The sequence below is a fragment of the Pullulanibacillus sp. KACC 23026 genome, assembly GCF_029094525.1.
Lineage (GTDB): Bacteria > Bacillota > Bacilli > Bacillales > Sporolactobacillaceae > KACC-23026.
Genome location: NZ_CP119107.1, coordinates 832477 through 845086 on the forward strand (window position 1 = coordinate 832477; position 12610 = coordinate 845086).

Sequence of the window (12610 nt, forward strand, 5' to 3'; positions counted from 1 at the left end):
GTTTCCCTGATTTATTTGTTAGTAAGTAACCTTAAAAATAAGAGACAATAAAGGCGGGCACCTCTTTATAGAAGGGGATGAATGCTTCTTTCGACAATTGAAGGGTTGTTACTGTTGGATTAGTAGATCCTTACACGTGAGGTTGCGGTCCTCCTGCTTGATGTCTTCGTGCTGAAGTTGGAGAGGGTCATTGCTTTTGAGGTAGGGAGAATCGTGTTGAAAAAGAACGAACCAACCTATGGCTGATGGGCTAGGGACTATTTTAATAGTATTTAAAATAATTTAAGGACTAAAATCAATCCATACCGGTGTTTCACTCATTTGGAAGCACGCAGAAAAAGTGATCAAAGAGCAACGGGTACATCTAATGTACACCTTTTCAAATGAAGTTGGAATCAAACAAATGAAACAGGAGAACCGTCCCCGCGTTCCAGGAGAACCGTCCCCGCGTTCCAGGAATCAAATGAAACAGGAGAACCGTCCCCGCGTCCCATGAAACAATTGGCTTTTGGAATCGTCTAATTATCGGGTGAAAAATGCTTTGCTCGAAAAGGTTTAGGTGGACGTTGGAGAAAAGGCTTTTAATTGAAGCAACACTTCTGAAGGGGTCATAAGTGAAACAGCTTGGACACTAAGAAAAAAATAAGTGCCCAAATTGGAAGGGCCAGCATAGCTCCCCAAAAACAACCTTTTAAAGTTGAGTTCAGTTCCAATGAAAAGCACCTCCTGATTTTTACTTATATGATTCGCTGGACTGTTCTATTTAAGGGGAGTGGGGGAAGGGGGAAATGATGAAACACAGACAAAAACGAAAGGCGAAGCCGTGGCTCATTGCGATTGTTTCTATTGTGGCGGTTCTTATTCTTGGGATTGGCGGATATGCTTTCTACTTGTTTCATTCCGTGAACAAGACAGCGGCAGAGGTATATAAGCCGCTCAAGCAAGTGAAAACCGACACCCTTCATACACAGAAGGCCATTCAGCCAAAAAAAGAAAATCCAATTAACATTTTAATCTTGGGTGTGGATCAACGTCCGGGGGATTCTGGCCGATCGGATACCTTGATGGTAGCTTCCTTAAACCCACAAACGAACTCCATGATGCTGACGAGCATTCCGCGTGATACACAGGTCGATATCCAAGGGCATGGTGAAGCGAAGATCAATGCCGCTTATGCCTACGGGAGAGAGGACTTGGCTATTTCGACGGTTGAAAAGTATTTAAATATCCCCATTAATTATTATGTCGAAATGAACATGCAGGGTTTATCCGAGCTCGTCGATGCAGTCGGCGGCATTCAAGTGACTAATAAACTGGATTGGTATGATGAAGGCTATTATAAGAAGGGCTATCATTATAAAAAAGGGTTGCTGACGCTGAATGGCCCCAAAGCCTTGGGGTATGTCCGGAGGCGTCATTTAGATCCTCAAGGTGACTTTGGCCGTAACGAGCGCCAGCGCCAAGTCATCCAAGCCGTTATCGAAAAAGAAAAAAGTGTATTTGCCATTAAGGACGTCAGTAACATCCTAAACGCGATCGGCAACAACGTTCAAACCAACCTAACACTGAGCAACATGACCGAAATGGCCAAAGCCTACCTGTCCTGCAGCCAACACATCAAAACCTATGAAGTCAAAGGCACCCCCCAATACATCAAAGGAATCAGCTGGGTTATCGTCACCAAAAACGAATTCCAACACGTCCACAACATGATCACCAAAATGACAAATTGAAACACGGGGACGGTTCTCCTGTTCCACCCCCAACTCCCGCTCGCTTTAAACGAATGAGATTCGCGGTGAGCGGGGGAACCCTCGTGCTTAATAAGGCTATGGAGAGGTTGCTGATCTGGCTGATTGGATGTTCAATGGTCCAGATGTTTTAGCGCCTATCAATTAGGAATTGAATTCCTACAAAAAAATCTAATTTAGCACTAAACTATTTTAATCGATAGCCGATAAGTATTATGTTGTTCCATACGATAATGGCAAATTAGGAGAAATCCTATGGCGCAAAACTAAAGGGGCTAAGGTGTCTATCGCTATGCCAGCCAGTTACCGAATACGGAGGGAAAGAGAATGTTAATCGCTATTCTAATTGTATTAACATGGTTTCTTGTCAGTTTATTTTATTTAAGCCTCATGAAAGCAACTAAACGAGCAGATGTAAGAGGAAACGAAATTGCGAGTGATTTTTTTCACCGTGCGGATTCTGAAAAAAAGAACATCCTATAGATAAAACGGAGGGACGGTTCTCGTGGTTCATTGAAACACGAGAACCGTCCCTTTGTTTCACCCGTTGTTTCACCTTTTTTTATCCACGAGGTATTGGAATCCGTAAATGGCGAGGGATTTGAGCATAAAGAATGACAGGAATTGATATTTCTTCAATTTGACTAGTCTCATGATGCCCAATTTCTTTAAAATGCCCATTAACACATAGACAAATCCTGAATCTATTAGGACATTGACTAACATGAACTTTTTGAAATTCCCATAGGTGAATTTTAGTATCCATAAGGTTCCGATAAAGAAGGAGCCAACCATGTATGGATAGTCTTTCAAATAATATAAGATAGTACCTTTAGGGAATTGCCACCATTTTCGTTTATAAGCAAGGAAACTTTCAATGGACATGATCGCCTCAATAAAAATAAGAACTGGCAAAAACCGTTTCCAATCCGCTTTTTTAATAAATGGAGCGCTAATCCACGGAATAAAAGTCGAAACGAGTATGATTAACGACTTGATATTCAATAAGTATCCCCCCGAACCTTGTTTACAAATAGCATTTGCAGTAATTAACAAAATATCCCTTTTAATTCGTTCGGTTCAGTTTTAATGCTAGTTGGCTATCTTGCTATGGCTGACTTCACAAACTTTGCGGTTTTTTAATCAGCAAAACTGACTCGCTATCCGCGAGCCTCGTGTTTAGGCTGATTTTTTTGAGGAAACAAGCCGATACAATTTTATTCATAAGTTGGTCATACTAATCTTAAAGATCAATTTTAAGGAGTCTTTTTATGGGGGACTTAGTGAGTGACATTCAAAACCTATTTTCTGTTCAGGGTGATTTTTTCATCGGAAAAGAGGTAAAAGATAAGACGGCTATATATATCATGGGATTCAGCACCCTTATTGATTTACCTAAGTCTAACCTATATGTTCGACAAATCGCTGCCGCGTCTTCTTCCGTTAAAGAACTTTTTACTAACCTTAGTGACAAGCTGGATACGGATATAAACCAATTAAAAAAAGCGATATTAGATGGCAAATTGGTGATTATATCCGAGGGCGGCAAACATAATGCCATCGTAGATCCTGTTTCTCGAAATCTAACAAGAAGTGTTACGGAACCTCAAAGCGAAAGTCCACTCCAGGGCCCAATAGATGCTTTTGTTGAGGACATCGATATTAATATAGGGCTGATTCGAAAAAGACTGACTAGTGAACGCTTGTGTCATTGTTCCTATGAAGTCGGGGATCTTGGAAGCCGAAAAGTGTCCATGCTTTATGTCAAAGGAAGTGTTCCTGAAGATTTAATAAAAAAGGTAGACCAGCAAATTAAACAAATTGATGCAGATATTGAAACGGTTGATGACTTTAATAGAGTTTTTGGCCGTCGCCGGTTCAATCTTGTCAGTCATTTTTTTCAAACAGAACTCCCTAATCAGGCCACTCATTCATTAAGAACTAACCGAATTGTCCTTTTTTTAGATAATTATCCCTATGCACTCGTTTTTCCTCATCTATTATGGGATATGTTTAGTCCTTCCATTGATCGCGATTTCCCATCACTAGTGGCTTATGGGCTTCGAGCGTTAAGAGTGTTTGGGGTCATCGTGAATGTCCTGCTTCCAGCACTCTATGTTGCCATCATCTCCATAAATCCTGAAGTCCTAAAAATCGATCTTGCCTTATTTGTCTCGGAAAGCAGGCAGGGAATTCCGTTTCCTGCTTTACTTGAGACGATCATCATGGTGGGTTTGGTAGATTTAATCCTGGAAGCCATTGTGAGGCTTCCAAAAAGTGTCGGTCCAACTATTACAATGGTTGGAGGAATCATACTAGGACAAGCTATGGTAGAGGCAAAATTAGTTAGCACGTTATTAGTTATTGTGACAACTGCCATTGTTATTTCAGGTTCTGTCGTTTCAGGGATACCCAATTCCTTATATATCCGACTATTGAGATATCCAATTTTAATCATAGCCGCTATTTATGGCATTTTGGGTGTTTTTGCAGGGTTTCTCTTCATCATTGTCTATTTGGCGAGTTTAACATCTAACGGTATTCCGTACACAGCGTTTCGCATGAATAGAAAAGAGGATGCAAAATGAGTCGGAAATGGCAAATAGGATTTGTTTTCATCATCATGTATTTAAGTTTAAACCATTTGATGTATCCCAAACTCATATATGGGCTAACGGAGGCTGGTCACTGGGAGGTCGTTGTTTGCCAAGGGCTGCTTCAAATCACTTTAATAGGGATCTACATTAAGGGATTAAGCTATTTCCCCCAGCAAGATGTCATTGATATTTATTCGAAAATGGGGAAATTAGTGGCGTTTATTCTTCTGATACCGTTCGCTCTCTCTCTAACAGCGCTTATCGGATTGGATATACGGATACATACTGAAGCTATTAATTTGTTTTTTTTAAAGCGTACCCCTTACTGGTCGGTATTAGTCCTTCTATTCTTTATCACAACTTATACCGCTATGAATGGTTTAAGTACTATTTTGCGTTCTTCCACTTTTATTTTCTTTATGATCCTACCATTGCTGCTCTTTATCATTTGTTCATCTTTTATGAATTTTGATTGGCATAATGTTAGGCCGCTTTGGCACCCATCCTTGGACTTTTTATTAAATAAAAATTTCTTCCATCTCATGGGCTATTCCGCTTTCTTACCGCTAGGATTCATGACCTATAAAACCAAATTAACCTTTGGTTTTATTTTTCTAGAATGGGTATTTGTGATGATCATCTTTCTCTCCTTCACGTATATTCCTCTTCTGATATTTGGAGAAGAGTCAGTTGTCACCTTGTCTTTCCCTATGATGGAGGCCATGAACTCAGTGGATATCAAATGGGTCATGTTTAATCAGCAAACGATATTCTTAGGCTTATCATTGATCGGATTTACGATCATTAAAAATAGCGTTTTACTTTGGATAATTGGAAGGATCATGCAAAAGGTGTTGAAATGGAAAAGAGCCAAAGCCTCTTATTGGATTACGGCTTCTTCTGTGATCGCCTTTATTCTTGCCTTAATCGTTCCGAGTCGCTCTTGGACAGAAACCTTTTTTCTCTGGTGTTCTGGTGTTCTCGTCTATTTTATGATGATCATTCCGATCTCCATTCTAATCTATGGCTATGTCTTGAATAGGGGCAGGGTGCATTATGAAGAAAGTTAATAAAACGGTGATTTTCTCGATGCTCTTGTTAATCGTTCTCAGCGGATGCTGGGATAATAAAGATATAGATAAGAGGGTCCTTCCCCTAGTAATAGGGATTGCTAAAGGAGACAATCATGATTATGAGGTAACCGTACAGATTCCTATAACCAAATCAAGTGGGTTAATGTCGAGAATCGTAACCAGTAAAGCTCAGACTGTTTCAAGGGCACTTGGAGAAATACAGACTAACTCTGAAAATGCGGTCGATTACTCGCAAGTGCGATTAGTTGTTATTCAAAGGAATTTGGCCAGTAACCCAAAGGAATTAAAGCAGCTTATCAAGTTTTTGATGACCTCAAAGGAAATCCCTTTAAATGCACAACTGGCTTTTACGAATGAATCAACTGTCAAATTGCTGTCCAATATTAACAATAAGTTGGGTGTCGACGCCACTTCTTTATTCGATTATTTTAACAAAGGGGTTGGCTGGGCTCCAGGAATTTCAAACACGCGTATATGGGAAGCCTATCGCAGTCTATATTCCTATACGGATGACCTTACCATTCCTGTCGTTGATTCTGGAAAAGACACCGTCCTAATTTATAAAGGCGCAGCCGCTTTAAAAAAAGGTAGATTAACACAAACCGTTAATCTAGATGAAAACCAATTAATTAATTTGTTCAAAAACCATAATGCAGATGGCAAGATTGAAAATGTGGATTTTGCTAGTGTGATGGTAAAAAGAAGCACCATACGCAATCAAGCATTGATCGAAGGAAATACACCTACAGTGACCACAGACCTAAAGCTAAAAATAGACATTTTAGAAGTACACTCTGGAATCACCAATGACCAGATTAAACATAAGCTTGAAAAACTTATAGAAAAGCGATTCTACCACGTATTTAACCAATCCAAAAAGAACGAAACAGATCTCTTCGGATTTGGTCAATATTATCGCGGCCAAATTCCGTATGCCGATCTAAAAAACTGGAGAACAACCTACTACCCCAACCTAAAAGTCAACTTTCACGCCCAAGTCAGCAGCGAATGAAACACGGGGACGGATCTCGCGTTTCACCCGCATGGAACACGGGGACGGATCTCATGTTTCATTCACAGCAAACAGCTCCCACGGTGACCTTCACGGGGCTATCGTGGATGACTAAGGCTGTTTGTTGCTTTCCTTAAATCAATTAAAAATTAAATTTTTGAATAAAATGGCAATTCTCACAGGCTCTGCCAAGTTGCTCGTTCGTAATAGGATTGAAATAGTAAACCTCGTCATGACCACACACTGGACATTCAATGGCATATAAGAATTCTCTAGGGCCCAAAATGTTTTCTAACAACATGTTGAAATTCATTTGTGATCACCCTCTTTGTTTGTTAAATTCGACTATTAAATAAATTCGACGGTGAACCGTTATTTAGGTAGGGACTAAGGAATTCATTTCTGCGTAAAGAGTTGATCGTTACGAGGGGGCTGCTCTGTGCCGATCAGGCGGCCAGGGGGAGGAACCGGGCCAATTGTTCAATTGTTTTAAAAGCCGCCTGTGGCATGAAAGCTGCGTATGCTAAGCCCTGAGCGTCGACTGGCTGCCTTGCTACGCGGCCGAGTACCTAACGGAGGCGATTCTTTGCAAATGGCTGTTTTCGTAAACTTTGTTGTTTTTAGGCTCCAATAAGCTCGCTTTCCGCGGGCAATCCGTGAGCCTCCGCGGCAAAATACGCCTGCAGGGTCTTACCTGTCTTGCTATTCCCGCAGGAGTCTCGCCTATTTCCACCTATTTTTTATCAAATAGCAACAATCTTTTAGAAAAGAGCCTTGCAAATAAAAAAAGTCATTCTATCCAGCAATGAATAGAATGACTTTTTCTGTAAAAAATCCTATTTTCTTTCTTTCGCTGCCCTGGAAATAACTCCACACTTTGGATGGCTAGGGCTGACGCTACAACTCATTTCCTAGTGGCGGCGCCGTAAAAACACGCCATGAGAGGCTCGTTCGTTCTGCCTAAGCGACAGCCTTTTCTCTTAACTCCCGCGGTATGTTTGATAGCCGTAGGGAGAAACCAATAAAGGAATATGGTAGTGCGCCTTTAGATCCGATATCCCAAAGCGAATGGGGACCTGGTCCAGGAAGGGGGGAGCGGTTAAGGGGATCGCTGTCTCCCGAAAATAATCGCCTATGTTAAAAACTAATTCATAGGTTCCGATTTCCATTTCATCGCTCGCGAGTAAGGGGGCATCGATTCGTCCATCCGAATTGGTAAACGCTTTTCGAATGAAGCGTCGGCCGCCATTCGGTGTCTCTAAAAAATAGAGTTCAACCGTTACATGGGCTGCGGGTTTTCCGTGTGTTAAATCCAAAATATGTGTCGTCAGACCGGTCATGTTAGACAACCTTTCTATGGTTACTAGTGCTAAAACTCAGTTTGTTAAATCTAGGAAATTCAAAAAATAGGATCCAATCCGCAATCTTAATCCCCCAAAAAACTTCTGAATCTGTAATATACACCCAGGCACCCGGCTAACCAAATGCCAACCAAGACGCTGCTCAGGTAACGGGGTTCTTTTTAGCTGAAGCTAAGTTTTCGTTAAACTCCAGGTCACGGAAATTAAAATAGGACTCAAGGATCGCTGCCTTATCATCTAAGAAAAGCTGGTCGGCAACGGCTGTTACAAGTCTTGGGAGGCCAAATCGCATGCCCGATAAGGCGGAGGCCACAATGCCACAACTGATTAAAGCGGAATAATTAAATGTAAAAAGGCCATGCAGTGCGTGCTTGCTTTTCTCATCCCGGGCTTGCAAGGCAAAGCCAGGAGTCAGGTAAGGATGGGCATCAATTTGGGGATTTGCCAAATCCGCTGGTGCTTCATAGACATCCCCCCAGCGAAGAATATGCGGTTCAACCAGCTTCAACTCTGGACGCAAGGCGGGATCCGTAACAAGACCGGTGCTGACAATGATAAAGTCAAAGGTAAATTTTCCTTGAGGGGTGGTGACAACAACTCCCTCAGCGGTAGCCTCCACCTTTAACCAAGGGGCTGCCAAATGGAGGTGAAAACCTGGCCAGCTTGCCGCCCTCCCAAAAGTATCATTGGTTGGTGGTTGGTTGTTCTTGAAAAAATGGGCCATGACGGCGTATTTCTCTGAGTCCTCTAAACAATAATAGCGTTCAATAAGTCCAGAGGGTTCCATTTTTCTAATCGGATTAATTCTGGGCAACTCTTTTCGGCGTACAAAGACATGAGCCTCCTTAACTTCCGACGATAAAGCAAAGTTGGCGTTGTCAAAAGCGGAAGCCCCTCCTCCTAATATCCCCACTGTTTTTCCTTTAAGTGAATGGAAGTCGATCGGTTCAGAGGTGTGGGCGTAAAGGTGACGCGGACATTTTTCAGATATAAAAGAAGGGACATGCCATTCGCCGCCGCCCTGAATCCCAGTGGCGAGGACGACTTTACGGGCTAAAAGGGTGTTAGAGAAGGCACCGGCTCCTTCAACATGCAGCCGGTAGAGACCCTTATCAAACGGTTCGATTAACTTGAGTTGGACCTCATTTCGGACGGGGAGCTGCAAAACTTCCCGATACCAGCGTAGGTAGGCCATCCAGTCGCCGCGAGGGATTTTATCGATTGCCTCCCATGCAGTTGTCCCATATTGCGCCTCCCACCAAGAGCGGAAGGTAAGAGTGGGGATCCCATAGTCAATGGATGTCAGGTGCTTAGGCGTTCTTAAAGTAACCATTCTAGCGTACGTTTCCCACGGGCCCTCAAACCCCTCTGGATTTTCGTCAATCACGAGGAGGTTGGCTATTCTTTCGCGCAAGAGACCAAAGGCAGTGCCAAGACCGCTTTGCCCCCCGCCGACAATGATCACATCATACACATGACGCTCAGAATCTTTAACTGGGTGGACCCTATTCATTTTCCCAAAGGCGAGGCAAGCGAGATCCTTTTTGACTTGCTCATTTAAAGCTTCTAAGCTCAAGGTTCATCACCTCTTTCAATCATTTTGTACGGTTTGATAGGCTTTCCGCGAGCCTCCCCGGCTTTTCGATTAGCTGAGGAAAAATCAAGAAATTTCTTTGCTTAAGTTTGACTTCAAATCGACAGCGTCTATGGGTGCTTTAATGGGCTTATTCAGAATCAAATTTAAAAAAATGGCGGTCAGACTGCCGGCGATAATGCCATCACTGCATAAAATTTGCAGCGCTCCAGGTAAAGCGGCGAACAGATTCGGAACGACGGTCGCACCGAGCCCAATAGAGACCGAACAGGCAATGACTAAGAGATTATTGTTATTTGAAAAATCAACATCGTGCAGCATTTTAATCCCAGAAGACACGACCATTCCAAACATGATGACGGTTGCCCCTCCAAGAACGGCGGTCGGGATCATGGTGGCTAGCGCGGCTATTTTAGGAACTAGACCTAAGGCGATCAAAATCAATCCTGCCGCAATGGTGACACTGCGCTTCTTAATCCCAGATAGTTGAACCAGCCCCACATTCTGCGAGAAGGTGCTGTAAGGGAAGGCATTAAAAATCGCGCCGAGTGCAAAGGCTAATCCTTCTGTCCGATACCCGCGGATGATGTCTTTATTGGAAAGTGTTTTTCCTGTTATTTTACTGAGTGCAAGAAAGGCTCCTGTCGATTCCACCATAATGACGGACCCAACGATGAGCATGGTCAGGATGGGAACGAGATTAAAGGTTGGGACTCCGAAATAGAAAGGAGTGGGGACGCGGAACCATGAGGCACTCAGGACCGCTTGTGTATCTAATTGCCCCATAAAGCCCGCTGCGATCGTGCCGGCAATAATCCCAATCAAGACAGAAATAGCCCGGAGAAAGCCTTTGAAGAAGCGATTCATGATTAAAATGATGAGAAGGACACCAAAAGAGAGGACGAGATTGGCAGGAGAACCGAAATGAGCATTCCCTTCACCGCCTCCCATATTCTCAATGCCTGTTGGAATAAGCGATAAGCCGATGATCATGACCACCGTGCCCGTTACCACAGGCGGGAACACCTTTAATAATTTTCCATATAGATTAGAAAAAAGAATAATAAAGATACCGGCTGCAAGGATAGAACCATAGATGGCCGAAATGCCAAAGTGAGTGCCGATCGTAATCATCGGTGAGACGGCGACGAATGAGGTGCCAAGAACAACCGGCAGCCCAATTCCAACAAACCTAGTATTGATCGATTGTAAAAGTGTCGCTAAGCCGCAGGTCAGTAAATCAACCGCAATGAGAAGAGCCTGCTGCTGAGCGGAGAACTTCAAGGCTGCTCCAACAATAAGCGGAACTAAAATGGCACCGGCATACATAGCAAGAACATGCTGTAAACCTAAGGAAAAAATTTTGGATGGGCTAATTTTTTCGTTCATATCCGATCTCCCTTTTGTTAATGTCATAAAATCTAACATTGTTTGTTCTTATTAGTTACACAATAATGAAAAATGAGATAATTGTCATTGTGTAACTTCACTAAAAATTCCTTTCAACATTATTCACATTAAACAAAAGGGGCTGAAGCTGATTATATATGATTGTTTTTAACACGAGCTAGTTTGGCTGGGCATCTTCCAGAAGCTTTTGGATTCTTAAAGCAAGGCGAATCTGGAGCGTCGTTTCCGCGTCCTTTAGACTTCTCCCCAAGATTTCTTCGCATTTTTCAATCCGATAGACCACCGTGTTTCGATGCACAAAGAGTCTTTTGGCTGTTTCGGAGATTTGGCAATGGGTTTCTAAATAGACCGATAATGTCTCAAGCAGAGTGCGGGCTTCTTCTTTAGATGTCTGCATCAGCCCATTTAAGGCCAACATGTAGTAATTTTTCAAATCATCTTGTGGGATTTGCCGTAATAATGCCGTGATATCTTTCGTGTGATACGTGTGAATCGCGCCTTTTTGCTTAGATAGAGTCCCGTGGGCAAGGGCGTCCTTCGCCTCCTGATAAGCTTGCTTAACTTGTAAGAAATTCTGACATGAATTACTCACACCAAAAGAAAGGGATTCGCTGAAGTATTTGGAGACCGTTAACTGAATGTGTTTGAGCCTCGATTTGACAAAGTCAGTTGGGCGGCTTTGTCCTTCTCCAATCTCAAATAAAAGAAGGCAAGTTTCCCCCTTTTTGAAAAAATGGATGTTGGGCTCGGTGATTGACGTCATTTCGTTGTCCAGGAAATCAAACAGATCCTCTGTCTTTTCATGACTTTCCAAATAACTTTGGTGCAGGTCATCACTATCCATTTTTCCTAGTGCACATATGTAGGTTTGGTCCTTTTTTAAAGCGAATTCGGCTGCACGCCCTAAGATCTCGTCATTGGAAGTAATGCCTCCTTCTAAAAAGTTCATTAAAAAAACGTTCCGAACATTCCTCTCCTGTTGTTTGAGCGCATTCTCCTTGATGAGAGAAAAGGAAATGACATTGACCGCCTGTTCAATGGTCAACAGGCTCACTCGATCGGTTTGGTCGATTTCTCCTGCTAATACTAGAAAACCCGTCTTTCTTTCGCTGATTTGGACCCGAAACAATGTATAGGTTTGTTGGTCTACCAGAATCGAAAAGGATTCGGGGAGAATTGGGGGTGAAGGCAGTGCGACGGGTTCAAGCAGAAGAGGTGCAACATTACTTGATTGGAAAATGAGTTTAAAATATTGATTGACTAATTGGACGGGTCGGTTGATCAATTGAGATAACGAGTGAAGTAATGCCGGGATCCCTTTTCCTTGCATGATGATGTGGGTGAATTGCTTATGCGTCTCAAGGGCAAGCGTTAATTCTTTCGCTCTTTTATCGAGAATAGTATGGAAGGTGTGATTCACGATTTGGCCGAGTGAGAGATGTAAGGGTAATTCGATAAGGGGAAAATTTAAATCGTTGGCTAATTGAATCACGTCTTCAGGAATCTCTTCGATAAATCGCTTTGTCTTAATGCCTAATCCGGCGCAGCCTTGGTCGTTCATCATTTTTACGAGCTGAAGAAGTCGAGAAGGCTGGTCTTTGAGGTGATAAGCGGTTGTCACAAGAAATTCCTTCTCTTTTAAATAATGAACAATATCAGGTGCGTCCATCATATTGACCGATGCCACTTCACGCTCGATTCCGGATTCTCCTGCAATCAGCTGCATCCCCTGCAGCTCGGGAATGGTCAAAAGCTCTGTTATCTTCATGACGGATCGGCTCCTTGTTAAGA

10 protein-coding genes and 1 riboswitch are annotated in these 12610 nt (G+C 42.7%); of the genes, 5 read left to right on the forward strand and 5 right to left on the reverse strand.

All coding sequences use genetic code 11. The features are described 5' to 3' along the window. Nucleotides 1-788: 788 nt before the first annotated feature. Together PU629_RS03655 and PU629_RS03660 are read left to right on the forward strand one after the other, a co-directional pair. Nucleotides 789-1733 (forward strand): LCP family glycopolymer transferase, encoded by a 945-nt coding sequence (locus tag PU629_RS03655; protein ID WP_343076303.1) that lies wholly within the window; start codon nucleotides 789-791, stop codon nucleotides 1731-1733. A gap of 243 nt (nucleotides 1734-1976) precedes the next feature. Beyond that, a riboswitch (cyclic di-GMP riboswitch) is annotated at nucleotides 1977-2062 on the forward strand. Between the two features lie 16 nt (nucleotides 2063-2078). Then, nucleotides 2079-2234, forward strand: a complete 156-nt coding sequence (locus PU629_RS03660) for a hypothetical protein (RefSeq protein WP_275282923.1) — start codon at nucleotides 2079-2081, stop codon at nucleotides 2232-2234. A gap of 69 nt (nucleotides 2235-2303) precedes the next feature. Here PU629_RS03660 and PU629_RS03665 read toward each other — a convergent pair whose 3' ends face one another. Beyond that, a complete protein-coding gene (locus PU629_RS03665) occupies nucleotides 2304-2756 on the reverse strand; it encodes a hypothetical protein (RefSeq protein WP_275282924.1) in 453 nt (150 codons plus the stop codon). A gap of 266 nt (nucleotides 2757-3022) precedes the next feature. On the opposite strand from PU629_RS03665, the gene PU629_RS03670 reads away from it, so the two are divergent. Genes PU629_RS03670 through PU629_RS03680 form a run of 3 tightly spaced genes read left to right on the forward strand, consistent with a single transcriptional unit; the run spans nucleotide 3023 to nucleotide 6454 of the window. After that, entirely contained in the window at nucleotides 3023-4339 is a 1317-nt protein-coding gene (locus PU629_RS03670; protein ID WP_275282925.1) for a spore germination protein, read from the forward strand. Continuing rightward, on the forward strand, nucleotides 4336-5418 hold the full coding sequence (locus PU629_RS03675) for a GerAB/ArcD/ProY family transporter (protein WP_275282926.1): 1083 nt from the start codon (nucleotides 4336-4338) through the stop codon (nucleotides 5416-5418). The genes PU629_RS03670 and PU629_RS03675 overlap by 4 nt, the downstream gene beginning before the upstream one ends. Further along, entirely contained in the window at nucleotides 5405-6454 is a 1050-nt protein-coding gene (locus PU629_RS03680; protein WP_275282927.1) for a Ger(x)C family spore germination protein, read from the forward strand. The genes PU629_RS03675 and PU629_RS03680 overlap by 14 nt, the downstream gene beginning before the upstream one ends. Nucleotides 6455-7434: 980 nt before the next feature. On the opposite strand, the gene uraH is transcribed toward PU629_RS03680, so the two are convergent. From uraH to PU629_RS03700, 4 genes are all read right to left on the reverse strand, one after another. Next, entirely contained in the window at nucleotides 7435-7794 is a 360-nt protein-coding gene (gene uraH, locus PU629_RS03685; RefSeq protein ID WP_275282928.1) for a hydroxyisourate hydrolase, read from the reverse strand. 163 nt (nucleotides 7795-7957) lie between these two features. Next, nucleotides 7958-9391 (reverse strand): FAD/NAD(P)-binding protein, encoded by a 1434-nt coding sequence (locus PU629_RS03690; RefSeq protein WP_275282929.1) that lies wholly within the window; start codon nucleotides 9389-9391, stop codon nucleotides 7958-7960. Nucleotides 9392-9475: 84 nt separating this feature from the next. Continuing rightward, complete coding sequence (locus PU629_RS03695) at nucleotides 9476-10798, reverse strand: nucleobase:cation symporter-2 family protein (protein WP_275282930.1); 1323 nt, start codon at nucleotides 10796-10798, stop codon at nucleotides 9476-9478. A 178-nt stretch (nucleotides 10799-10976) separates the two neighbouring features. After that, nucleotides 10977-12587: a PucR family transcriptional regulator gene (locus PU629_RS03700; RefSeq protein WP_275282931.1), complete on the reverse strand. Its 1611-nt coding sequence runs from the start codon at nucleotides 12585-12587 to the stop codon at nucleotides 10977-10979. Nucleotides 12588-12610 lie beyond the last annotated feature (23 nt).

Bases quoted from the DNA above. Each gene is read 5' to 3' on its own strand.
- PU629_RS03655 (WP_343076303.1), top strand. From the start codon at position 789: ATGATGAAACACAGACAAAAACGAAAGGCGAAGCCGTGGCTCATTGCG.
- PU629_RS03660 (WP_275282923.1), top strand. From the start codon at position 2,079: ATGTTAATCGCTATTCTAATTGTATTAACATGGTTTCTTGTCAGTTTA.
- PU629_RS03670 (WP_275282925.1), top strand. From the start codon at position 3,023: ATGGGGGACTTAGTGAGTGACATTCAAAACCTATTTTCTGTTCAGGGT.
- PU629_RS03675 (WP_275282926.1), top strand. From the start codon at position 4,336: ATGAGTCGGAAATGGCAAATAGGATTTGTTTTCATCATCATGTATTTA.
- PU629_RS03680 (WP_275282927.1), top strand. From the start codon at position 5,405: ATGAAGAAAGTTAATAAAACGGTGATTTTCTCGATGCTCTTGTTAATC.
- uraH (WP_275282928.1), bottom strand. From the start codon at position 7,794: ATGACCGGTCTGACGACACATATTTTGGATTTAACACACGGAAAACCC.
- PU629_RS03695 (WP_275282930.1), bottom strand. From the start codon at position 10,798: ATGAACGAAAAAATTAGCCCATCCAAAATTTTTTCCTTAGGTTTACAG.
- PU629_RS03700 (WP_275282931.1), bottom strand. From the start codon at position 12,587: ATGAAGATAACAGAGCTTTTGACCATTCCCGAGCTGCAGGGGATGCAG.